The following is a 20,610-nucleotide window of genomic DNA, read 5'->3' on the forward strand; positions in this document are numbered from 1 at the left end:
GACGAGGCTTGTGGAAGTGTTCAAACTGCTTTTTTGAGTAATGGCTAGGAGCCATTTATGTGGTCCGCAGAGATCAAGATCAACACCAGCACGTTGTACAAAATAATCCTCTCTCCTCCTGGTAGCCTGTGTCTTGGGGTAGTGATTACGCTTCTTCTCAAAGGCTGGTCTAGTGAAAGTGCAGCTGCTTGGGTTCAGGCGATCGGAGGCATTGCAGCTGTAGGTGCGGCTTTCTACATTGGGAACAAACAGGCAAGAGATACGGCTCGCGCTCGTCGGCAGCGCGATGAAGTTATATTTCGACTGGTATGCGGTATTGCCAAGCGAGCAGCTGAGGTCAGCCACGTGTTGTTCGTTAACTTTGATTCGCTGCATGAGTCTGATACTGCCAAGCGAGTCGAGGTTTTGACTGAGGCCGAAGAGCATTTGATGGCTATGAAAGTTGTCAGCCCGGTTGACCTCCCGTTGCCGGAAATGGTCGAGCCGTTTATGGCTATTCGCGGCGCTTTGGAGAAGGCCACAGTGATGGCCAGACTTCTCTCTGAACCTCAGGTGGATCGAATGAGGTGCGCAACGGTGCTGGCTCATAGCTCTCAAAAGATCAGGATTGCGGCCGACGCTTTGATGAGTATGGAGCTTGTCAGCGACTAATTGAGCTTGCTTATACCCCACAACAGGCTGCGCGGGCGGGCGATTCTGAGCGATTAGCGTTGCATAGGGTGTGGCTGCCTCGCGCAGCTTTTTGTGGGGTATACCCGCCCGTCATGCGTGACATTGAGGTCACTGGCAGCTTTGGCGTGGTCGGCCGCGAACACACCATAGACACCCTGGACGTTTATTATGATTGATGCGAATTCGCAGTTTTTCGCGATCCTTACGAATGTGGGGATGAACAAGCAGGCGAACGCCGACGCGCTCGGCATTCCCTGGCTGATCACGCAAATGGGCGTGGGGGATGCCAACCCGAACGGGCTGGCCGATCCTCCCAATCCGGTGCCGTCGGCCAGTCAAACCAAGCTGCTCAACGAGTGGCGCCGCAAGCCGCTCAACCAACTGAAGATTGACCCGGTCAACCCGGCGGTGATCATCGCCGAGCAGATCATTCCGGCCGACGAGGGCGGTAAGTGGATTCGCGAAATCGGCCTCTACGATGCGGACGGCGATCTGGTGGCGGTGGCCAACTGCGCGCCCAGCTTCAAGCCGATGCTGTCGCAAGGATCGGGTCGCACGCAAATCGTGCGGATGAACTTCATTGTCACCAGCACCGGCAACATTCAACTCAAGATTGACCCGGCGATTGTGCTGGCCTCGCGGGCCTACGTCGACGCGGCCATTTTGGAAGTGCTGCCGAAGAACAAGACGCCGGGCGAATTCACCCGGGTCAAGGTCAGCGATCGCGGGATTGTAGTGTCAGGAGACAACCCGGACACGCTCGCAGGGATGGGTATCAAGGACAGCTACACCAAGGCCGAAATCGAGGCGATGATTGCGCAGGCCTCGGCGCTGCCGGTGGGTGCAACGGTGGCGTTTCCGCTGGACAAGGTCGCGCCCGGTTTTCTTGAGCTGGACGGCAGTGTCAAAAGCATTGCGGTCTATCCCGATCTGGCTGCGTTTCTCGGTACGGCCTTCAACAAGGGAGGCGAGGGTGCCGGGAATTTCCGTCTGCCGGAGTCGCGCGCCGAATTCTTGCGCGGCTGGGATCATGGCCGCGGTGTAGATGTTGGCCGTGCAATTGGAAGCAGTCAGCTTGATGCCTTGCAGAACATTACCGGCCAATATGCTGCTAACAACGGCGTACAGCTCGCGGCTACAGGAACGGTGTTAGGCGCTTTCACCGCGACGGCGAGTGGCGGGACGCAGCTTCCGAACGGAACTGCCTCTTCCGGCGTAATCAATATGAATTTTGACGCCTCCAAGGTGGCGCGAACTGCTGACGAAACGCGCGGCCGTAACTTGGCGGTAATGTGGTGTATTAAGGCGTGGAACGCACCAATCAATCAGGGAAATATTGATATCGCGGCGCTCGCTGTTTTGGCGACTCAGGCCACCGAAATAAAACTCGGCACTGCCAAGATCGCGACGCAGGCGCAGACCGATACGGGTGAGGATGACGCCGCGATCGTCACGCCGAGAAAGCTGCGCATGGGGGTTTCTTGGAACTTCGGCGCTAACGGCTGGTTGGCGCTGCCGTCGTGGCTGGGCGGGGTGATTATCCAGTGGGGCCAGCAGACAGCGCAGGTAGAGACGACCATCAGGCAGAACACCTATGCGTTTCCAATGGCGTTTCCGAATCAGGTTTTTCGCATCATCGGTTATCGAAGCTCGGAACTGCAGAACGGCAACACGACTACGACCGATCATTTTTTTTCGGCGAATGTCCTCAACTGGACGATCACGCATGTGCGGTCCCAAGGGAGTCTAGCAATTCCGTTCGTCTATCTGGCCATCGGTCGATGAGGTAAGCATGAAATACCTAATGTTTGATGATGCCGGGCAAGTCAGTGCGCGGTTTGACTCGGCCTTTCACGCGGTGATTCCCAAGGAGGCAATGCGAGTAACAGCGGCGCTGTGGGATTCGACGCTTAATGACACCGATGGCGTTTGGCGTCTGGTAGACGGTGAGCTAATCAAGCAGCCATTGCCCGAGCTGTTGCCGGACTTTGTACAGATGGTGGCCGATGAGCGTTACAAGCGCGAAGCCACGGGTGTGATCGTCAACGGCCTGCCGATCGAGACTACGCGTGACAGCCAGGCGCTGATTGCCAGTACCGGACTGTCCGCCCTTTTTGATCCCGACTATCGCTGTAACTTCAAGACGGTAGGCGGATTCGTAGAGATCGGCGCGGTGCAAATCATCGCGATCGCCAAGGCCGTGCGCGCCCATGTTCAAGCCTGTTTTGACCGTGAGAAAGCGTTGCTTGAGTCGATCGCCGCCGGCGAATTCACCGAGGCTATGCTGGACAAAGGTTGGCCGATCCCGGCGCCGCAGACCCTGCCGGGGCCTGACCCAGATCTAGCGCCGGATGCTGAAGTAGAGCCGCAATAAACGCCCTGCACTGACGGGGCGTTTTCTTTTCCGTTACGCGTAACACCAACACCCTCACAGCCTCGCTTATGCGGGGCTTTTTCGTTTCTGGAGATTGACCCATATGGCTGGTTCTTTTTTTCACGGTGTGACGACCACACTGATTGATACCGGTGCGCGCAATATCTCGCTGCCGTCGTCCTCGATCATCGGTCTTTGCGACACCTTCAAGCCGGGCGTTGTCGGCGGCGGCACGGCCAAGGCCGGGGAGCTGGTGCTGCTCACGTCCGAGCGCGAGGCGATCGCTGCATTCGGTGCTGACTCGGCGATCACCAAGGCCGCCCAGGCAATCTATGTGCGCGCCAAGGCGGTGATCGTCGCTGTCGGTGTGCCCAAGCTGGAAGATGCAGCGCTGCAAACCTCAGCGATCATCGGTGGCGTTCTGGTCGGTGGCCAGCGTACCGGCCTGCAAGCGCTGTTGGACGGCAAGAGCAAGCACAACGCGCAACCCAAGTTGCTGATCGCCCCGAAACACTCGGCCACTCAGGCTGTGGCAACCGCCATGGATGCATTGGCCGCCAAGCTGCGCGCGATCGCGATTGTCGACGGTCCGAACACGACCGACGAGGCGGTGCTGGCCTACGCCCAGGAGTTCGGCAGCAAGCGCATCTATCTGGTTGATCCGGGCGTGCAGTATTGGGACACGGTGACCAGCGCGACGATCGATGCCCCGGGTTCTGCCTGGGTGGCGGGCCTGTTCGCGTGGACCGATGCGACTTACGGCTACTGGGCTTCGCCGTCGAACAAGGAGTTTGTCGGCATCACCGGCACTACTCGCCCGATCGAGTTCCTGGACGGCGACGAAACCTGCCGGGCTAACCTGCTCAATAACGCCAATATCAGCACGATCATTCGTGACGGCGGCTATCGCCTGTGGGGCAACCGCACGCTGTCGAGTGATCCGAAATGGTCGTTTGTCACCCGCGTTCGTACCTGCGACATCCTGATGGATGCGATCCAGGCGGGGCACAAATGGGCGGTCGACCGCTCGATCACCAAAACCTACGTCAAGGACGTGACCGAAGGCCTGCAAGCGTTCATGCGCGACCAGAAGAACGCCGGCGCGATCATCAACTTTGAAGTCTACCCGGACACCGAAATGAACACGGCCAGCCAGCTCGAACAGGGCAAGGTTTATTGGCGCATCCGTTTTACCGACGTGCCGCCGGCTGAAAACCCGAATTTCCTGATCGAGGTCACCAACGAGTGGCTGACCGAAGTGCTTGAAGCCTAAGGGGGCTTACCGATGATTCCTCAAGTTCTGAAGAACATGAACCTGTTTGTGGACGGCGTCAGCTTTTCCGGCGATTCCAGCGAGGCGATCATGGCCTTGGCTTTCTCGGGGTCCGATTCCTTGCTGATCGCGGCCGTCGCCTTGGCCATTTCGGCGGCCTTCTTGGGGTCGGTCGCCTCAATGTATTTTTGGGCCAGCGCAAAGCTGGATTCCAAGGTGGACTTGCCGTTTTGCAGCCCCGTATTCATCGAGCCTTGATAATCGATGCCGGCCTTTTCGTAGGCCTTGACCGTGTCACCGGAACCGATTTTTTCCATCCAGTTCTTGAGGTTGTTCGCCGCCTCGTCGGAACCGCCGGCCGTCTTCATCTGCACCTGAAGCATCGAACCCAGTTGCGTCACCGAGTCCATGCCGGTAATGCCCAGCTTGCCCATACCCGCGAGCAGCTCAGGGAACCAGCGCGCCATGTCGGCCGCCTCAAAGCTGCCCGCCTGCCCTTGGTAGGCGATCGCCTCAAGCGCCTTTTGCATCATTGCGGGGTCGGTGATTTTGGCGTTCTGCCCGAGGGCATTGATCATACGGGCGGTTTCGGTACCGTCCGAACCCTGCCCCACAGCGAACTTGGCCGCCGTCGGTGCGTAGGCCAGCGCCTTGTCCAGCTCCATGCCGGCACCCACCAGGGCGTTCACCACCTCGGCCACCTGATTACGCGCCATGCCGGTATCGCGTGACGTGTCGATCACGGTCTTGGACAGCGTCGCCTCAGCGGTCAAAGGCACGGCGGTTCTCGCGGTGGCTGACGCTGGTTTCAAGGCCTATGACACCTATCAGAACGCCGAGACTCAGGACGAGAAGGCCGAGGGCTACGGCTCAGCGGCGGGCGGGTTGGCGGGCACCCTCGCTGGTGCGGCGGCGGGTGCTGCGATCGGCTCGGTCGTGCCTGTGATTGGTACGGCGATCGGTGCCTTGATCGGCGGCGTGCTGGGCAACATAGGCGGCGACTCTCTGGGCGGCTTTGTCGGCAAATCACTGTTCGGGGCCGATGACGCCGCGAAGAAGATGCCAGACGCCGGGCCATTGATGATGGCCAACGCTGGCAAAGACATTGCGCCGGTGATGGGCGATATCGCCAAGTCCTTCGCCAAGCCTTCTACGCCATTGATGATGGCCGCGCCTGGCGCTGCGCCAGTGGCCAGCGACTCGGCAAAGCCCGGCGATGTGGGCCGCTCGATGATGCTGCCCGAAGCCAGTGCCGACGCGAAGCTGGGGCCGTTGGCCAAGGCAGCGCCGGCCAGTGCGCCGGCGACGCCAAAGGTCGAGTCCAACGTGGCGATCAATGCGCCGTTCTCGCTGACGGTCAACGGAGACGTCAAGGACGGCAATCAACTGTTCGCGCAGATCAAACCGCAGCTCGATCAGTATTACCGCGACATGGCCAAGCAGCAGGAAAGCCGCAATCTGTTTGATGCGCCGCACGTGTGATCAGGGGGATTTATGGAAGCATTGGGGCAATTGCAGTCGGGGATTAAATACTTGGCCTCGGCCGGGGAGACGGGCCGGCGCAGCCTTGACGGCATGATGGCGCCGGTTAACGGCGCGATCGGGGAAATCACCGGCGCCGCGTCCGAGCTGGAGGGCTTGCCCTTTGTCGGTCCGGCGATCGGGGCCAAGCTTCAGCGCGCCATGCGCGGGATCAATGCCGCCCAGGCGCAAGTCGGGCGGGTGGTGTCGATGTATGGCACGGCCACGCGCGCAGTGGCGCAGATCGACGAGCGACTGGGGGTGCTGAAGGAACAGGCCGGCCGCGCCGCCACGGCGATCAACAAGATCGCCGGCAAGTCCAGCCCGGCGCTGGCCAACATCGTGCCCACCGGTGCCTTTGCCACGGATCAGACGCCGGCGCCGGAAACGGTGAAGCCGTTCCCGCACTTGCTGATCATTCAGCCGCAGGACCCGAAGGCGCCGCAGTACACGTTCAACCTCGACACCGCTGCGTTTGACGAGCTGCGCCGATCCACCGAGTTTCGTTGGGCCTCGCAAGAGCGCTTGGGGCGGCGGCCGGCGCAGCAGGGCGTGGGCATGGGCGACGAGAAAATCACGCTCAAGGGGGTGATCTTCCCGGGCTTCAAGGGCGGCTTAAAGCAGCTCGACACGCTGCGCACGCTGGGCGCCCAGCTTCAGCCGCTGACCTTGACCACCGGCTATGGCGACGTGCTGGGAACGTGGTGCCTCAAGAGCGTCGACGAGGAACAAAGCTCGCTGATGGCGGGCGGCATTCCACGCAAACAGGCCTTTACCTTGGAGTTTGTCCGCTATGGCGACGACATGCAGAACGTCTGACGGGGATCTGCTCGATACCATCTGTCACAACTTTTACGGGCACTTGAATGGCAGCGTCGAGGCGGTGCTGGGCGCCAATCAGGGGTTGGCCGACGAGGAACAGCCCTACCGCGCCGGCGTGGTGATCGTGCTGCCGGATCTGCCGCACCCAGTCACCGAGGCTGTGACCTTGTGGGATTGATCCCGTCCGGACACGCCGCCGGCGTCCGCTCGCGTTACGCGTAACGCTTCAATCCTTGGCCCGCTTTCTTTTGGAAACAATCCATGACCCCCCGATTCCGCATTGTTGCCGATGGCAACGACATCACGGCGCTGCTCAACGATCGCCTGATTCAGTTGAGTGTCACCGACAAGGTCGGGATGGAGTCCGACGAGTTCGAACTGCGCATTGACGACCGTGACGGGCTGGTGGTGCTGCCTGCCCGGGGCGCCGGGATCGAGGTCTACCTGGGCTATCTGGAGACGTCGCTGGCCCGGCTGGGCCGTTATGTGGTCGACGAGGTCACGGTATCCGGTCCGCCGGATACGATCGTGATCACGGGCAAGGCCAGCGACATGCGCGGCAGCGGCAAAACTATTCGGAGCGGTAGCTGGGAAAACGTGCCGTTGTCCAAGATCGTCGCCGACGTCGCGGCCCGCAACGGCTGGGCGCCGGTGTGTCCGGACAACACGAAAGTGGTGCGTGCCGATCAGCTCAGCGAGTCCGATTTTAATTTCATCACACGGCTGGCCAAGCAGTACGACTGCACGGCCAAGGTCGCCGACGGCAAGCTACTGGTGATGCCGCGTCAGGGCGGGCAGAGTGCGAGCGGCAAGGCCTTTGCGCCGATCGTAATCACGCGCGAAGACGTCAGCCGCTGGCAATTCCACCTTGGCGATCGCAGCAGCCACAAGGCGGTCGGGGCCAAGCATCAAGACAAGAAGACCGGCAAGCTTGCCGTGGTGTCACTGGAGAACGACGACGCCCCGGACGGCCTGCCGGCGGTGCATACCGATCGCCATATTCACCCGAACAAGACGGCGGCCGAGGCAGCGGCGAAGGCCCGACTTGCAGCGTTCAACCGGTCCACGGCCGGCGTGCGGCTGGAAATGGCAGGGCGTACCGATCTGTTTGCCGAACGATCGATCATCGCCCAGGGCTTCAAGGTTGGACTTGACGGCGAGTATCTGGCCGAGTCGGTGCAGCAGACCTACACCCAAGCCGGCTGGACCACCGTTGTCGAGTGCAACGGCGGCAAGAATGGCAAGGCCAAAGCCAAAGGCAAGAAGGGGAAAAAGCCCGCCAAGCCGGTCAAGGTCGTGAGCCTCAAATAGCGCGAGAGCGCACCCCATCCCGCCGCCTTGAGCGGCTTTTTTGTGCCTGGAGTTTGTATGCCGATCACTCAGCAGCAATTGCTGCAGATCCTCCCCAACGCCCGCCCAGTCGCGGGCGTTTTTGTGTCTGCGCTGGTCACGGCCATGGCGCGGTTCCGCATTACCTCGCCGGTGCGCGAGGCGGCGTTTCTCGCCCAGTGCGGGCACGAGTCGCAGCACCTGACCAAGTTGTCGGAAAGCCTCTACTACCGGGACGCCGAGCGCGTCGCGCGCTTGTTCAAGTCGGGTTTCGATGACAACCGTAACGGCCGAGCGGATCCGGCCGAGATCGTGGCCGCAAAGGCGTATCTGTGCAACTCGGAAAAGCTGGCCAACCGCGTCTATGCAAATCGCATGGGCAATGGTCCCGAGGCGTCTGGCGATGGCTACCGCTATCGAGGGCGCGGCCTGATCCAGATCACCGGGCGCGACAACTACCGCCTGTGCGGGCAAGCGCTCGGCCTGCCTTTGCTCGATCGGCCCGAGCTGCTGGAGCAGCCTGAATATGCCGCGCTGTCGGCGGCCTGGTACTGGTGGGATCGAGGTCTTAACGATCTGGCCGACGCCGGCCTGTTCGACGGCATCAGCCGGAAAATCAACGGGGGCGACGTCGGTCTGGCCGATCGCCGCGAGCTGTGGGCCAAGGCCAAGGCGGTGCTATGTCAATCCTCGATCTGATCCCGGCACCGGTGCGACCCTGTGCGATCGCCCTGGTACTGCTGTCGATCGCCGGCGCCGGAGCTGCCGGCAGTTGGGCGATACAGGACTGGCGTTACGGTAACGCGCTAGCCGAGCAGGCCCGCCAGTCCGCCGACGTGGCCCGGGCGGCCGCCGAGGCGACGGTGGGGGCGCTGGTGATCGAGCAGGACAAGCGCCTGGCGCTGGAGCGGCGCCTGAAAGACAACGACCAAACCCATTACAAGGATCTATCCGATGCGCAAACAGCTCAGCAACGCCTGTCTGATCGCCTTGCCACTGCTGATGTCAGGCTGTCAGTCCTACTTGACGCCGGCAGCGCTGCCGGCCGTTGCGACGGGGTGTCAGCCCCTGCCCGCGCCGGCGGCGTGGTTCATGGCCCCGCAAGAGCCGAACTTGACCCAGCGCATGCTCGGCGAATTATCGGCATCACCGATGCCGGCGACCGGGGGCTGATTGCCCTCGCGGCCTGTCAGGCATACGCCAAAGAAGTCTCAACACCGAAGTAAAAAAGAGCGGCCGGTCCGGATGCGTCAACATCCAGATCGACCGCCGTCCCTGCAGATTCTCCCTGCAAGTCCAGCCAAGGCTCTTGCTCCGTGCACAAAGCGCGGCGAGCCTAGCACCTGTTTATCCATACAGTAAAGGTCTTGCTTTTTTATGCCTACCCCCATCATTCCTTGGATGGGCGGCAAACGCCGCCTGGCCGACCGTCTCATTCCGCTTTTTCCGCCACACGAATGCTACGTTGAAGTCTTTGCCGGTGGTGCCGCGCTCTACTTCATGAAGCCCCAGCCATCGCCGGTCGAAGTCCTCAACGACATCAACGGCGACCTGGTCACGCTTTACCGCGTCGTGCAGAACCACCTCGAAGAATTTGTGCGCCAATTCAAATGGGCGCTTAGCTCGCGACAGGTGTTCGAGTGGCAGAAAATGACCCGCCCTGAAACCCTCACCGACATCCAGCGCGCCGCCCGATTCTTTTACCTGCAGCACCATGCCTTCGCCGGCAAGGTCTCGGGCCAGACGTTCGGCACGGCGACGACTGCCCCGGCTATCAACCTGCTGCGGATCGAGGAAAACCTCTCGGCCGCTTGGCAGCGCCTGTCCGGCACCTACGTCGAAAACCTTCCCTGGCTTGAATGTGCTGAACGCTATGACCGTGCCCACACCTTCCACTACATGGATCCGCCTTATTGGCAGACCGCTGGCTATGGCGTGGACTTTCCGTTCGAGAACTATGAGCGGATGGCCGACTTTATGCGCCGCTGCAAAGGCAAAGTCATGGTCAGCATCAACGACCATCCGGATATCCGCCGTGTGTTCGACGGTTTCCACTTCGAAACCTTAGATATCCGCTACACCACAACCAACCAGCGGCAAGGTAAAGCCGAGGTGAGCGGTGAGTTGGTGATCATGAACTGGGCGCCAGAATCGTTGGGCGGCTTGTTTTGAGAAATCTCGGGCTTGCTTACTCCGTCCGGAGCTGGGCGGGGTGGCACACTCCGCTCCAATAGCGAAGCGCCACGATAGTGCTCCTGGCTCAATTGCGTTAATACTCGAAGGCATTGATCAGTGGCAAAGGGTTCGACAGATGTCCCATGGCTTAGACGTTCCCATCACGCATGAATATCGCGGCCATAAGCTGGTCGTAAAATTTGATTGGAATAGGCCCAACGATCCATCGCCGACAGCGGCGCATGTGCTGGCAGAGAGCGGGGTGCACGGGTTCGCTGATACGGTTGCGGAACTGCCAGGCCCATGGCCGGATTATCCATGTGCGCTCGCTGACGCGATGGCGGCTGCCGAACGCTGGATTGACAGTCAGTTACCCTAGCAACCGGTTGTCGGTCCGAGCGGTCGTATTATTTGGCTAGTGTCATAATGATGTCATGTGGGAGCAGAGATGTGCGCTTCCCTCCATCCATACAGTGTGACTCCATGCTCTCGACCGATGATTTTCGATTCAATGCCCATCACTTGTTGCTCGACCTTGATGCAACCACCAATCACCTCATGATGCTGGTCGTATCACATGAAGTCAGTGGCTCTCGATGGGAAGAAGCGTTGGTTCGACAGCAGCGAGCCTATGCCGCGTGGGTCTCCATCCTCCCAGGCATTCAGATCGACCCGATGCCTGTGCTCGACGGTCGAGCGGCTGACGGGATCACCACCGTAGCTGAGTGACCTCAACTTCGATCATTTACGCATGATCTTCCTCCCAGACGACTGTGACGGACGCCCGCCATTTCACGTCGGTCACGCCGAAACGCTCCGCCATCGGTTTAGAAAAACGCTTCAGTGGTGGACGCCCCGGCTTGGGTATCGGAGCAAGGCCCGCATCACAGCTCGCCCACTGCCAGGCCTCCGCGTTGTTCATCAGCTTCGTTCTGATGACGAAGCTTTTGGGCTCACCGTGGAGTTGATAATCGATGACGTACAAATCAGCTGGCTTCACGAGGCCTCCTATTGCTCATGAATAAGTGATTTTGCGCGCTGAAGAAAATTCAGAGAAATTGTCCGACGATCATTAACGCCATCGGTAGGTCAGTTGTGTTCGCGGTGAGCAAGATTGCGACCAGTCAGCGGTTGACAGACGAAGTTCTATCACCCGCGGCCGTTCGCTCCAGTTCGAGAGGCGTGACGCAATGGATCAGCGCTTCCAGTAGCGCGTCGGTGCGAACCAAGCTGTTCGGATGATCTTTCTCAATTGCCCTGATCGGCATGCTGGACACCAGCGCATCGCCGGGGTCTTGCACCAGGCTGACCCCACCGGCCGCCTGCACAGCGGCCGCCCCGGCGGCGCCGTCTCCGTCATTGCCGGAAAGGATCATGCTGATGACTCTTATTCCAAACACCGCCGCGGCAGTGCCAAACAACCGATCCACGGCAGGCTTGGAGAAATGCAGTTTCGGTCCATCGCTGAGATGCATAAGCCCCGGTTCAACCACTTCAAGATGTCGTCCTGGCGGGGCCACGTAGACACGACCCGCTTCGACGCGGACGCCTTCGTCTGCATAGGCAACGGGCAAGGCTGACCAAGAATCGAATATCGATGCAAGCAGTCTGGGGCTCGAGGAGCCTGTGTGCACAACGATCAATACGGCAGCAGGGAAGTCTGCTGGCAACCCTGAAAGGATTTGACGAAGAGGGCCGAAGCTGCCCTCTGATCCACCGATCACTACGATATCTCTTACGGTATCCATGTCGCTCGTACGCTCTGTCTTTATAAGTGGATCAAAAGCGTCGGCCAAATGTTCCAGACTGCAGCGAGAATTTGCGGGTGAAAGAATTGTAAGACAGCAGGGTGACGATGCCTCAGATCATCACTAGGCGAGTGATTTTCGGTGTCCGCTTTGGCGCCACGTCAGCGATGGGCCGATTACTCAGCAAAAACCGCTCATAACTCCACGGTGAAACCCTTGAGACCGATGCTGTCGGCGAAACGGCCCCCCGCCGTCAGGCTGGCCCAGGTGCGCAGCCGCTCACGCCGCGAGCGCACCGGCACCCAGCGTGCGCCGCTGCCGCCCAGGCGGATCGACAGGCCCCAGTCGGAGCCGCCATCGATCCTGGTCACAAGGCATTCGCGCATCGCATGTTGTTCAACCAAGGCGCGCAGTACCTCTTCATGAATGCCTTCACCGATCATTTTTTCAGTTCCCGCTGACGCGTCTGTAAAGCGCGGTCGAATATCAGATACAGCCCTTCGATGGCCCCGAGGTTGAGTGCTTTCACCGTTTCAATGCCCAGAGTGAAACCTTCGGCTCGGTCGGCCGCGTGCAGCGTGTCGGCCAAGGTGCTTGCCTGGGCGATGCCAGCGAGCAGCTTCAGCGCTTGCGCGTGCACCGAACGCGGCAAGTTCAGTGCGGCAAATTCGTCGTAGTCACTCATTGTCTAACCCCTTGTGACGTCCAACGCGGCGCAACGCTTCTTGACGGGTCAGGGACAACAGTTCGTACATGAGGTCGCGTTGCTCGTCGGTAACAACCTCCGCCGCCGCTAAGCCCAATACAAAGCCTTGCGCCACGTATGCATCGCCCTCGATGTCGGCGCCTTCGTGCTCGGCGCGGTAGAGATTATCCAGCAGCTCTCCCCACATATGCTGCAAATAGGGCGTCTTCAGTTCGACTTTAGGGAAGCTGAACGCGAACTCATCGGACTCTGGGCGATTCTCAGGGGCGACCATAACCTTTCCTTTAAGACTGGTAGCAAGACGATGGCCAGCATAGGGGGTGGCGGTAGACCAGTCCATGGGATTCCGGCAAGCGGTAAGCCACAAAAAGGCCCCCATACCTAGGCCAGATGTGGGGGCCTATTGAACATAAACGGCGTTCTGTTCATTGGTCGGCAAAAGCCGCTATCGGCCGTACGCGGCGTCCGCACATCTGAATATACAAACCGATAGACGGTGGTTCCGGTCGGCACTCAGCGTTGAACTCGTTTTTCTCTGGCGCAATCCATTGGTCATCGAGGAGCGCCTTTATGAAATGTATGTGCTGGATTTGTTGGGAAAACGCGGAGCGTCGAACTCTGGCAGGCGACTGGGTAAATATTAAATGTGATGCCTGTGGCCGCTATTTCATTAGCCGCGAGTTCATGCGCGAGAACAAAGGCAAGACGCTTGATGTAGAAGCTATGAGATACCTGATCTCCGACGCTATGTCTGCTGGAGTATCACCAACCATTGGCAACGGAACAGCTCGTTTCGCAACGTCCAGAAAGTGTTGAGCGGAATCCGATGGACTCCGAACGCGCGTTGGCTCGCTCCGCCAACCATTACCAGTGACTACACCTGCCGTAATCGCGTGATCGCGTCCGTAATCGCTGCCGCATTCCTGTCCAGTGTTTCTAAGGCGACTACAGCATTATCGGCAACAACATCTGCGCCAGCCCCCGAGATCCAATGAGTGATCTCTTCTATCGCCGCACCCAGCGCATGCTGGTTGTGTAGCAACAAAGTCAGCGCGTCGGCCGTGGTTACATTTGAATCTGAGTTATTTGGCATTTTTGGATCGTCCTTGAGCGAAAGCTACCAAAAGGGCTAGTTCAGCCGTGCCAAACCAGACTAGCTCAGGCATCTGAGTTTCGATGACTTTTTCGCACCAGAATGGCGCATCTGTCCCAGATCTGTCCCATATGGCCATTTTTCGGACGTCAAAAACCACAAACCCCCGATTTTCTCTAGGAAAATCAGGGGTTTGCGTTTACTGAATGTGGCGGTGAAGGAGAGATTCGAACTTGCAGCATTACCAGCTTGACCACGCGCCCTCCTGACAACGTCGGTGCCCCTGCGCCAATGACTGCTCTTGGCCAGAGCCGGACGTCCCTGAGCGGCTGCTTTCGGCCATAAGCGGACAGATGGGTACGGATCACCTCTTAAAGGCTCTGATCGTTTTAGCAACACTTCCAGCTTTCGTGAGCCCCGCTAGTCGGAGCAGCGTCGTTTTCGTTGACGAATTTAGCATCTGGATTTTCCACTGATCGCTTAAGTGGCATTTTGCTTTCATTTTAAGTGACTCAATGGTAGAAAAGCCCTTTGGCTGCGTGCTAGCCAGCCAACCTGCTTAAAGGGATTTTTTGCTAATGGTTTTCGACGCAACTGAATTCACGTCTTGTATTGCAAACATAGACAAAAGAATCCCTCTGCCGGATTTTGCCTCTAAATTACGAGAATTAGATCTCCCAGTATCAAACTCGTGGTCGAAAACCGTAACAGCATTGACAGAAATTGCTGAAAATCCAAAAATTACATCTGCCGTAATTGGTTCGCTAGAGGCTATAAAATCTTGGGTGTCCGAATATTTTCGGTATTCCTCAAAGGCAATATTCATATTTGATTTTTCAAACTCTAAGCCCGGTAAGATTCAGGACTTGGCGGCTGACTTTAAAAAAAACCTCAAGCACGTAGGAGTTCACAGAGATCACCCGGCTACTTTTCCAGGTCTTTTGGATAAACACGAACTACCCTCCTTTAACGGCAAAACAATGCTGCGCAAGGTCTACCGCCAGGCCGGTGGCATATCGTTCGTATTCTCATCGATAAGGGAGTATCAAATCAGAGAGACCATAGCGATCTCTCCAGCAGACACCCAAGCTGTTGAGAAACTCGATGGTTATTCAAAGGTGGTAGGAATTCGTACAGCCCTTCACGAGCAAATCGACACCATCAGATTTCGTTGGTCAGGCAACAGCGCTTCTTTCTCACCAACTATAGAAATGATTCTGGACATTACTAAGCCCGGCGGCACTATTTTAAATTCGAATGAAATCTTAATTCGATCAAAAGAATATCGATCTATTATTAATACGTGCCTGCTGAGAAGTAATAGTTCATTTGTGATACCAAGTGAATTAAATTTTTTTCCTGTTATTCAGAAAATTTATAACTCGAAGGAAGGTAACGTCTGCGAGTTGGGCTTTGTAACAATGCTCGGAAACTCGATGAAAACCGAGAAAATGAAGCGAAACTCTGCGGATTTGAGGAGCGAAACATGGCATGCAGGAGCTATGGTTGCGATAGCATCCGCGCCCACTCCTGATACAATTGACATCTACAAACTGAATGTTAGTTGGAGAATCACTATGAGTGATGACGAGCCAATTCTTTCAATCCCTGGCAGCTACCGCGCTCTCAGCATTGCAAGCATTGATCATGCCATCATTCTGGGGTGTACTGGCCGTTCGTCGTTTAACTTCACCTACGGTCGTTTAATGACGTTTGCAAGGATGCCATGAGAATTAATCCTGATAGCCAAGAAGCTGTCGTTTTGATTGACGACGCTAAAAGGACGCTTGTTGGCTACAAGAAACAAACTTTAACATTCGCGGCCTTGCAAAGATTGTTCTCTCCAATAGAAACCTGCGAATTAGCACTGAGAATTGAACTGCTCTGCAATAAATCAGTAGGCGTGCTTGAAAAAGAATTTTATTACGAAGACGAAAACGGTCGACCGCTATTTATCCCGCCCAAGTATATAAAGCACTATTTGCTGACAGGTGTACTTTCCCACCCAGAAACAAAAATGCCGATTGAAAGTGTTTCCGAAGAAAGTATAGCGATAGAATTTTTGGTGCTCTGATGACTAACCTCAATATAAAGTCCGCATCAAAAAAAATAGACTTAATGCCAATACTTCGATCTACATTGAGCGATTCGATTGAATGTTACGGAGATTTTGTTAGTGCTATTGAGACAAAGTTATGCCAGATAACCAAGGAAATGGTTAGAAGCAGCAATTATTTTCAAGGACAATCCGAAGACCAAATAACCTTTCATATTATTTCACATTTCAAAGGATGGGGATTTGGCGCTCGCCATGATGTCATGATTGGCGGCCACGTTGATGTTAGTATCGAATACGAGGACTACTTGTGGCTTGCAGAAGCTAAGATTCACAAAGACTACATGAATCTTCAAAGAGGTTGGGAACAGCTGAACTCTAGATATTCTACTGGAATGAAAGATGAGGATCGAGGAGCCTTTCTGATATATAACTTCAATGTGGACGCGTTGAGTGTTACAAACGAATGGCGATCGAGGCTGAAAGAGTTTTACCCCGAGCTTATCATCGCTCCGTACGACGAGCAGGACTTGGATTTTAAAACTGTCGGAAAACATGTCAAGTCTGGCAGGGATTACTTTGTTACGCACTACAATATTCCTTTACACTTTGATCCAAAAGACAGAAACATGTGAAAGTGTGGCGCTCGCTTTATTAAATCGACCCTAAGGGGATGGGGATTCAGGCGCCTGCATTCTAGTTGTAGGCCATAAATTAATAAGCTTAAACCCAAGAGAAATGGAAGTGAGGGTGCACTTTTATGAAGTCGTTATTTCCAAGTCATTTCGCTAGCGACAACGGAAGAATAGTTAAATTGTGGGCGGAGTGCATATTTGTTTTTGACACAAATGTTTTGACTGGGCTGTATAAATACTCCGATGAAACTCGGGATGCACTTTACCAAGTTATAGAATCCCTTGGTGAAAGATTGTGGATTCCGTACCAAGTCATGCTTGAGTATCTCGATAATCGGGCAAAGATCGTACACGACCAATCGAAGCTTTATACTTCGGCGATTGCTACGCTCGAAGAATTCAAGACAGAGCTAGAGATGCCAACCCGGCATCCGTTTGTATCGAGAGATATTTACGAAGAATTCTGCATTTCTACAGGAAAAGTTTTAGATGAATTAAAAAACAGAAAAGATTTTCATGAGGGTCGAATCACAGATGATGATGTCAAAGCGAGACTTGGCGAGCTATTAGAGGGAAAAGTTGGGCCAAAGTATTCTACTGAGGAACTAGATGCTCTAGTGATAGAGGGCGACATTAGATACCTTCAGAAAATACCGCCTGGGTTTGAAGACAAGGACAAACATAAGGGGTCGATGCTGGTAAAGGAAATTTATAAACGCTATGGAGATCTTATTTTTTGGAAGCAGATATTAGACAAGGCAAGAGAATCGTCCAACTCGGTGATTTTAGTCACCGGTGAGCGAAAAGAGGATTGGTGGTCAATATGCGGCGGGAAAACTATCGGCCCCTTACCTGGACTGATGGATGAATTTCTTGAAGTCACTGGCAAGGACTTTTACATATACTCGACTCACAGTTTTTTGAAGCTTGCTAATGAGTACCTTCACCAAAAAACCTCTTCCGCAGCTGTCGAGGAGGTTAGAGATACGTTCATCAATGAAAAGCAACCTTCAATTCAGGATAGAGATCTATCGTCAACTCAAGACGAGGCTAGTGAAGTTGATGTAGATAACGCCATATCGAGTAAGTACGGTGCGGAGTATTATCAGCAACAAGAAATAATGATTGAGGAAGCCATCGCCAAGATGGACGTCATAATAAAAAATTTGCGCGAAAAGTTATCCGAAGCAGAGTCGTCCTCAACCCCATCAGTGATTGAGGTATATAAGGGCCGCTTAAATTTTTCAGTGAGACGGCGAAAATCTTTACGAATGAAGCAACGTTATTATGCCCGTAGAATATCTCAGTTCCTTAGCGATGAGTTAATTTAGTCGTTCCTGCAAAATGTGCTGTACCTAAACACCTATTATCGATAAATACGCGGTAAAAAGGGGCAGGCAAGGAAATTTGCCGCTCCTAGATGTTATTCAATTTGTTCATAAACATATTGACTCCCAAAAGATTAATCAATGGGGTAAAATCCCTCTTGTACCTTTACAGCGATATCTGAGGTTCGGATCGAACTCGGGGTGAAGGGCAAGCTTTCACTGATAGCTGTCGCTTCTGACCGTCCGCATTCCGCCAAAAGCGGACCCTCGCCCGGCCTCCTCTGCAAGAATCGGACGATCAGTATGAGCGGACGCTATAACAGATAGATATATGATCTGCCTACAAAATTCGACTTGATTTAAGCTTTAAAGTTATGCCTCAGAGGTATCGGCTGCATCATCGGGCTTAAGTACGGTTGGAGGCGTTTTTGCTGGTTGCTTTCTACGGACATCTGCTGTCGTACGTCCAAGTCGAATGGCCAGCGCCAAAGCAAAAAAAATTGGGTAAATGTGAATTTCTAAGACTGATGCGATCCCGCCTTTAGCGGTTTTAGCTACCGCATTTCTATCCTCTCTTGATTTATGTACCCATTCAAATTTTTCGCATAATCTATCTGCCGTGAGGCGCGTCGTTTCACTCACTAAATTCTCTGATATCTGGGCGCAGTCAAAAAACTGCTCCATTCTATCTGGCCAGTCTTTCGCCTGCGTTGGCTCAATGAGTGCTTCAATGCGGTGCTTTAATAGCAAAATATCAGAACGATATTCATTGCTGTTCTTGATGCCTTCTCCTGGGCCGTACTCATACATTATGTCAAGATGACCCAAATTGAAAAGAACATCGGAGTGTGTCATTTTTTGCATTTGGTTAAGGTGCGCATTATAGTTTGGTAACACTCGCTTGGCATTATCTTGTTCAGCCTTCTGAGCGTAAAAAATTAGCGAAATAGCTGCCAATCCAAGCCACACATAATCACTAGAGAGCCATAGAATCTCGCGCTTGAAAGTGAAAAGCCCAAGTACCTGAAAAAATAAAAAACTAATCAAAAAAACGATTATAAAAAGGTCCATGTCCGCCAGTCAGTTTGAAATTGGTCGACAAGGATAGCAGATCTCGAGCAGTTCCCAGATCATGAAGCAGCGCATGGATTAGTCGTGAATCGAGTTTGATTCTGACCGCCTAATTCTTTCAGAGGAGGCCGGGTGAGCGTCCGCTTCTGGCCGAAAGCCGCCGTTACTGTTTAGGGCAAAATTAGGGCATATGGGAGGCCGTTTGGGCCCGCTGCACGCCAACGATGAAGGTAGAAAGCACCGTTTTCGGTGGGCTAAAGCGGCCTACAAAGATTCCAGAAGGGGTTCGAATCCCTATCTCTCCGCCATTATTGAACAAGACGAAGCCCCCGTAATCATTGCTGATTACGGGGGCTTTTTCGTTTCTGGCGTTTTGTTCGCAATGCTTTTCGGGTACAACCTGCCGACTGCATAAAAGGAACAGCTCGATGAGTGAAGTTCAGCCGTTGGCGGGTGATGATGACGTTAGGCCGCAGAGCGTGAGTCTGCGCGAGGCGTTCTGGTTCTGGTTGAAGCTGGGCTTTATCAGTTTCGGCGGGCCGGCCGGGCAGATTTCGATCATGCATCAGGAACTGGTCGAGCGCCGACGCTGGATTTCCGAGCGGCGTTTTCTGCATGCCTTGAACTATTGCATGTTGCTGCCCGGGCCGGAGGCGCAGCAGCTGGCGACCTACATTGGCTGGCTGATGCATCGAAGCTGGGGCGGGATTGTGGCCGGGGCGTTGTTCGTGTTGCCTTCGCTGTTCATCCTGATTTTCCTGTCGTGGCTTTATATCGCCTTCGGTGAAGTGCCGGTGGTGGCCGGGCTGTTTTACGGGATCAAGCCTGCGGTGACGGCCATCGTCGTGCAGGCGGCCCATCGGATCGGTTCGCGGGCGCTGAAGAACAACTGGCTGTGGGCGATTGCTGCGGCGTCGTTTACGGCGATCTTTGCGTTCAATGTGCCGTTTCCGCTGATCGTTTTGGGTGCGGCGGTAATCGGCTATTGCGGCGGACGCTTGGCGCCTGAGAGGTTCAGAGCCGGCGGGCATAGTGCGGCGAAGAAGTCTTTCGGTCCGGCGTTGATCGACGACGACACGCCAACACCGGCCCATGCCCGTTTCAGCTGGACGAGACTGGCCATGCTCGCCGTGATTGGCGCCGCGCTGTGGGCATTGCCGATGGGTGTATTGACCGCGCTATTCGGCTGGCAGGGCACGTTGACGCAGATGAGCTGGTTCTTCACCAAGGCAGCGCTGCTCACCTTCGGCGGGGCTTATGCGGTGTTGCCATATGTCTATCAAGGTGCGGTCGGTCACTACGGCTGGCTGACCCCGACACAGATGATCGACGGCCTGGCGCTGGGCGAAACCACGCCGGGGCCGCTGATCATGGTGGTGGCGTTTGTCGGTTTTGTCGGGGCTTATGTGTCGCAGGTGTTCGGCGCCGATCAGGTGTTCCTCGCCGGAGCGGTCGCCGCCGCGCTGGTGACGTGGTTTACCTTTCTGCCCTCATTCCTGTTCATCCTCGCCGGCGGCCCACTGGTGGAGTCGACGCACGACGAACTCAAATTCACCGCCCCGCTGACCGCCATCACCGCCGCGGTGGTAGGGGTGATTCTCAACCTGGCGTGTTTCTTCGGCTACCACGTGCTCTGGCCGCAGGGTTTCAGCGGCAGCCTGGACTGGACGTCGGCGTTGATTGCGCTTGCGGCGGCCATTGCGCTGTTTCGCTTCAAGCGCGGAGTGATTCAGGTGTTGCTGGGCTGTGCGTTGGTTGGGTTGGTGGTGCATTTGCTGCGTTAGTGGTCGCGGCGCCGGAAATCGAG

The 20,610-nt window shown here is 55.6% G+C and carries 24 protein-coding genes and 2 pseudogenes; 18 read left to right on the forward strand and 8 right to left on the reverse strand.

Annotation, left to right across the window (positions count from 1 at the left end; translation table 11 throughout):
* Positions 1-57: 57 nt before the first annotated feature.
* The 5 genes and pseudogenes from CKW30_RS26800 to CKW30_RS09330 all read left to right on the forward strand — a co-directional run bounded on the left by CKW30_RS26800 (position 58) and on the right by CKW30_RS09330 (position 4,319).
* Positions 58-651 (forward strand): hypothetical protein, encoded by a 594-nt coding sequence (locus CKW30_RS26800; protein ID WP_143497905.1) that lies wholly within the window; start codon positions 58-60, stop codon positions 649-651.
* 98 nt (positions 652-749) lie between these two features.
* A pseudogene (locus tag CKW30_RS27490) lies at positions 750-848 on the forward strand (phage tail protein I); the annotation flags it as partial.
* On the forward strand, positions 841-2,457 hold the full coding sequence (locus tag CKW30_RS27370; protein WP_159894651.1) for a phage tail protein: 1,617 nt from the start codon (positions 841-843) through the stop codon (positions 2,455-2,457). The pseudogene CKW30_RS27490 and the gene CKW30_RS27370, both read left to right, overlap by 8 nt.
* Before the next feature lie 19 nt (positions 2,458-2,476).
* A complete protein-coding gene (locus tag CKW30_RS09325; protein WP_256584273.1) occupies positions 2,477-3,046 on the forward strand; it encodes a DUF4376 domain-containing protein in 570 nt (189 codons plus the stop codon).
* Positions 3,047-3,149: 103 nt separating this feature from the next.
* On the forward strand, positions 3,150-4,319 hold the full coding sequence (locus CKW30_RS09330) for a phage tail sheath family protein (RefSeq protein WP_095180624.1): 1,170 nt from the start codon (positions 3,150-3,152) through the stop codon (positions 4,317-4,319).
* Between the two features lie 74 nt (positions 4,320-4,393).
* Here CKW30_RS09330 and CKW30_RS09335 read toward each other — a convergent pair.
* Positions 4,394-5,083 (reverse strand): annotated as a pseudogene (locus CKW30_RS09335) (phage tail tape measure protein); the annotation flags it as partial.
* Between CKW30_RS09335 and CKW30_RS09340 the strand changes: the two are divergent.
* The 8 genes from CKW30_RS09340 (at position 5,034) to CKW30_RS09380 (ending at position 10,895) form a co-directional block, all read left to right on the forward strand.
* Positions 5,034-5,801: a hypothetical protein gene (locus tag CKW30_RS09340; protein ID WP_177434198.1), complete on the forward strand. Its 768-nt coding sequence runs from the start codon at positions 5,034-5,036 to the stop codon at positions 5,799-5,801. The pseudogene CKW30_RS09335 and the gene CKW30_RS09340 sit on opposite strands and share 50 nt — an antisense overlap.
* A gap of 12 nt (positions 5,802-5,813) precedes the next feature.
* Entirely contained in the window at positions 5,814-6,659 is an 846-nt protein-coding gene (locus tag CKW30_RS09345) for a phage tail protein (protein ID WP_095180625.1), read from the forward strand.
* Positions 6,634-6,840: a tail protein X gene (locus CKW30_RS09350; RefSeq protein WP_095180626.1), complete on the forward strand. Its 207-nt coding sequence runs from the start codon at positions 6,634-6,636 to the stop codon at positions 6,838-6,840. Before CKW30_RS09345 ends, CKW30_RS09350 begins: the two co-directional genes overlap by 26 nt.
* A gap of 83 nt (positions 6,841-6,923) precedes the next feature.
* Complete coding sequence (locus CKW30_RS09355; protein ID WP_095180627.1) at positions 6,924-7,973, forward strand: phage late control D family protein; 1,050 nt, start codon at positions 6,924-6,926, stop codon at positions 7,971-7,973.
* A gap of 57 nt (positions 7,974-8,030) precedes the next feature.
* The gene (locus tag CKW30_RS09360) at positions 8,031-8,690 is read left to right on the forward strand and encodes a glycoside hydrolase family 19 protein (RefSeq protein ID WP_095180628.1); all 660 of its coding nucleotides are present in this window, start codon (positions 8,031-8,033) and stop codon (positions 8,688-8,690) included.
* Positions 8,672-9,217 carry a lysis system i-spanin subunit Rz gene (locus tag CKW30_RS09365; RefSeq protein ID WP_095180629.1) on the forward strand — a complete coding sequence of 182 codons (546 nt, stop codon included), beginning with the start codon at positions 8,672-8,674 and terminating at the stop codon, positions 9,215-9,217. The genes CKW30_RS09360 and CKW30_RS09365 overlap by 19 nt, the downstream gene beginning before the upstream one ends.
* A 151-nt stretch (positions 9,218-9,368) precedes the next feature.
* Entirely contained in the window at positions 9,369-10,163 is a 795-nt protein-coding gene (locus CKW30_RS09370) for a DNA adenine methylase (protein WP_095180630.1), read from the forward strand.
* Between the two features lie 486 nt (positions 10,164-10,649).
* On the forward strand, positions 10,650-10,895 hold the full coding sequence (locus CKW30_RS09380) for a hypothetical protein (RefSeq protein ID WP_095180631.1): 246 nt from the start codon (positions 10,650-10,652) through the stop codon (positions 10,893-10,895).
* A 16-nt stretch (positions 10,896-10,911) separates the two neighbouring features.
* Here the strand turns inward: CKW30_RS09380 and CKW30_RS09385 are convergent, their stop codons facing one another.
* From CKW30_RS09385 to CKW30_RS09410, 6 genes are all read right to left on the reverse strand, one after another.
* Complete coding sequence (locus tag CKW30_RS09385) at positions 10,912-11,166, reverse strand: DUF6555 family protein (RefSeq protein ID WP_073472985.1); 255 nt, start codon at positions 11,164-11,166, stop codon at positions 10,912-10,914.
* A gap of 124 nt (positions 11,167-11,290) precedes the next feature.
* Positions 11,291-11,914 (reverse strand): chemotaxis protein CheB, encoded by a 624-nt coding sequence (locus tag CKW30_RS09390; RefSeq protein ID WP_143497907.1) that lies wholly within the window; start codon positions 11,912-11,914, stop codon positions 11,291-11,293.
* Positions 11,915-12,108: 194 nt separating this feature from the next.
* A complete protein-coding gene (locus CKW30_RS09395) occupies positions 12,109-12,357 on the reverse strand; it encodes a hypothetical protein (RefSeq protein WP_095180633.1) in 249 nt (82 codons plus the stop codon).
* Positions 12,354-12,599, reverse strand: a complete 246-nt coding sequence (locus CKW30_RS09400; RefSeq protein ID WP_095180634.1) for a hypothetical protein — start codon at positions 12,597-12,599, stop codon at positions 12,354-12,356. The genes CKW30_RS09395 and CKW30_RS09400 overlap by 4 nt, the downstream gene beginning before the upstream one ends.
* Positions 12,592-12,960 carry a hypothetical protein gene (locus CKW30_RS09405; protein ID WP_143497909.1) on the reverse strand — a complete coding sequence of 123 codons (369 nt, stop codon included), beginning with the start codon at positions 12,958-12,960 and terminating at the stop codon, positions 12,592-12,594. Before CKW30_RS09405 ends, CKW30_RS09400 begins: the two co-directional genes overlap by 8 nt.
* Before the next feature lie 534 nt (positions 12,961-13,494).
* Complete coding sequence (locus tag CKW30_RS09410; RefSeq protein ID WP_095180636.1) at positions 13,495-13,713, reverse strand: hypothetical protein; 219 nt, start codon at positions 13,711-13,713, stop codon at positions 13,495-13,497.
* Between the two features lie 578 nt (positions 13,714-14,291).
* Here CKW30_RS09410 and CKW30_RS09415 point away from each other — a divergent pair.
* From CKW30_RS09415 to CKW30_RS09430, 4 genes are all read left to right on the forward strand, one after another.
* Positions 14,292-15,443 carry a hypothetical protein gene (locus CKW30_RS09415; RefSeq protein ID WP_143497911.1) on the forward strand — a complete coding sequence of 384 codons (1,152 nt, stop codon included), beginning with the start codon at positions 14,292-14,294 and terminating at the stop codon, positions 15,441-15,443.
* Positions 15,440-15,787, forward strand: a complete 348-nt coding sequence (locus CKW30_RS09420; protein WP_095180638.1) for a hypothetical protein — start codon at positions 15,440-15,442, stop codon at positions 15,785-15,787. The genes CKW30_RS09415 and CKW30_RS09420 overlap by 4 nt, the downstream gene beginning before the upstream one ends.
* Positions 15,787-16,404 (forward strand): hypothetical protein, encoded by a 618-nt coding sequence (locus tag CKW30_RS26805; protein ID WP_143497913.1) that lies wholly within the window; start codon positions 15,787-15,789, stop codon positions 16,402-16,404. Before CKW30_RS09420 ends, CKW30_RS26805 begins: the two co-directional genes overlap by 1 nt.
* 125 nt (positions 16,405-16,529) lie before the next feature.
* Positions 16,530-17,735 (forward strand): PIN-like domain-containing protein, encoded by a 1,206-nt coding sequence (locus CKW30_RS09430; protein ID WP_095180640.1) that lies wholly within the window; start codon positions 16,530-16,532, stop codon positions 17,733-17,735.
* A gap of 369 nt (positions 17,736-18,104) precedes the next feature.
* Here CKW30_RS09430 and CKW30_RS09435 read toward each other — a convergent pair whose 3' ends face one another.
* Positions 18,105-18,803 carry a hypothetical protein gene (locus CKW30_RS09435; RefSeq protein ID WP_095180641.1) on the reverse strand — a complete coding sequence of 233 codons (699 nt, stop codon included), beginning with the start codon at positions 18,801-18,803 and terminating at the stop codon, positions 18,105-18,107.
* Positions 18,804-19,231: 428 nt separating this feature from the next.
* Between CKW30_RS09435 and chrA the strand changes: the two genes are divergently transcribed.
* Positions 19,232-20,587, forward strand: coding sequence for a chromate efflux transporter (gene chrA / locus CKW30_RS09440; protein WP_095180642.1), 1,356 nt, complete (start codon positions 19,232-19,234; stop codon positions 20,585-20,587).
* Positions 20,588-20,610 lie beyond the last annotated feature (23 nt).

The sequence above is a fragment of the Pseudomonas sp. Irchel 3F6 genome (genome assembly GCF_900187595.1).
GTDB classification, from domain to species: domain Bacteria; phylum Pseudomonadota; class Gammaproteobacteria; order Pseudomonadales; family Pseudomonadaceae; genus Aquipseudomonas; species Aquipseudomonas siliginis.

Bases quoted from the DNA above. Each gene is read 5' to 3' on its own strand.
- CKW30_RS26800 (WP_143497905.1), top strand. From the start codon at position 58: ATGTGGTCCGCAGAGATCAAGATCAACACCAGCACGTTGTACAAAATA.
- CKW30_RS27370 (WP_159894651.1), top strand. From the start codon at position 841: ATGATTGATGCGAATTCGCAGTTTTTCGCGATCCTTACGAATGTGGGG.
- CKW30_RS09325 (WP_256584273.1), top strand. From the start codon at position 2,477: ATGTTTGATGATGCCGGGCAAGTCAGTGCGCGGTTTGACTCGGCCTTT.
- CKW30_RS09330 (WP_095180624.1), top strand. From the start codon at position 3,150: ATGGCTGGTTCTTTTTTTCACGGTGTGACGACCACACTGATTGATACC.
- CKW30_RS09340 (WP_177434198.1), top strand. From the start codon at position 5,034: ATGCCGGTATCGCGTGACGTGTCGATCACGGTCTTGGACAGCGTCGCC.
- CKW30_RS09345 (WP_095180625.1), top strand. From the start codon at position 5,814: ATGGAAGCATTGGGGCAATTGCAGTCGGGGATTAAATACTTGGCCTCG.
- CKW30_RS09350 (WP_095180626.1), top strand. From the start codon at position 6,634: ATGGCGACGACATGCAGAACGTCTGACGGGGATCTGCTCGATACCATC.
- CKW30_RS09355 (WP_095180627.1), top strand. From the start codon at position 6,924: ATGACCCCCCGATTCCGCATTGTTGCCGATGGCAACGACATCACGGCG.
- CKW30_RS09360 (WP_095180628.1), top strand. From the start codon at position 8,031: ATGCCGATCACTCAGCAGCAATTGCTGCAGATCCTCCCCAACGCCCGC.
- CKW30_RS09365 (WP_095180629.1), top strand. From the start codon at position 8,672: ATGTCAATCCTCGATCTGATCCCGGCACCGGTGCGACCCTGTGCGATC.
- CKW30_RS09370 (WP_095180630.1), top strand. From the start codon at position 9,369: ATGCCTACCCCCATCATTCCTTGGATGGGCGGCAAACGCCGCCTGGCC.
- CKW30_RS09380 (WP_095180631.1), top strand. From the start codon at position 10,650: ATGCTCTCGACCGATGATTTTCGATTCAATGCCCATCACTTGTTGCTC.
- CKW30_RS09390 (WP_143497907.1), bottom strand. From the start codon at position 11,914: ATGGATACCGTAAGAGATATCGTAGTGATCGGTGGATCAGAGGGCAGC.
- CKW30_RS09395 (WP_095180633.1), bottom strand. From the start codon at position 12,357: ATGATCGGTGAAGGCATTCATGAAGAGGTACTGCGCGCCTTGGTTGAA.
- CKW30_RS09400 (WP_095180634.1), bottom strand. From the start codon at position 12,599: ATGAGTGACTACGACGAATTTGCCGCACTGAACTTGCCGCGTTCGGTG.
- CKW30_RS09405 (WP_143497909.1), bottom strand. From the start codon at position 12,960: ATGGACTGGTCTACCGCCACCCCCTATGCTGGCCATCGTCTTGCTACC.
- CKW30_RS09410 (WP_095180636.1), bottom strand. From the start codon at position 13,713: ATGCCAAATAACTCAGATTCAAATGTAACCACGGCCGACGCGCTGACT.
- CKW30_RS09415 (WP_143497911.1), top strand. From the start codon at position 14,292: ATGGTTTTCGACGCAACTGAATTCACGTCTTGTATTGCAAACATAGAC.
- CKW30_RS09420 (WP_095180638.1), top strand. From the start codon at position 15,440: ATGAGAATTAATCCTGATAGCCAAGAAGCTGTCGTTTTGATTGACGAC.
- CKW30_RS26805 (WP_143497913.1), top strand. From the start codon at position 15,787: ATGACTAACCTCAATATAAAGTCCGCATCAAAAAAAATAGACTTAATG.
- CKW30_RS09430 (WP_095180640.1), top strand. From the start codon at position 16,530: ATGAAGTCGTTATTTCCAAGTCATTTCGCTAGCGACAACGGAAGAATA.
- CKW30_RS09435 (WP_095180641.1), bottom strand. From the start codon at position 18,803: ATGGACCTTTTTATAATCGTTTTTTTGATTAGTTTTTTATTTTTTCAG.
- chrA (WP_095180642.1), top strand. From the start codon at position 19,232: ATGAGTGAAGTTCAGCCGTTGGCGGGTGATGATGACGTTAGGCCGCAG.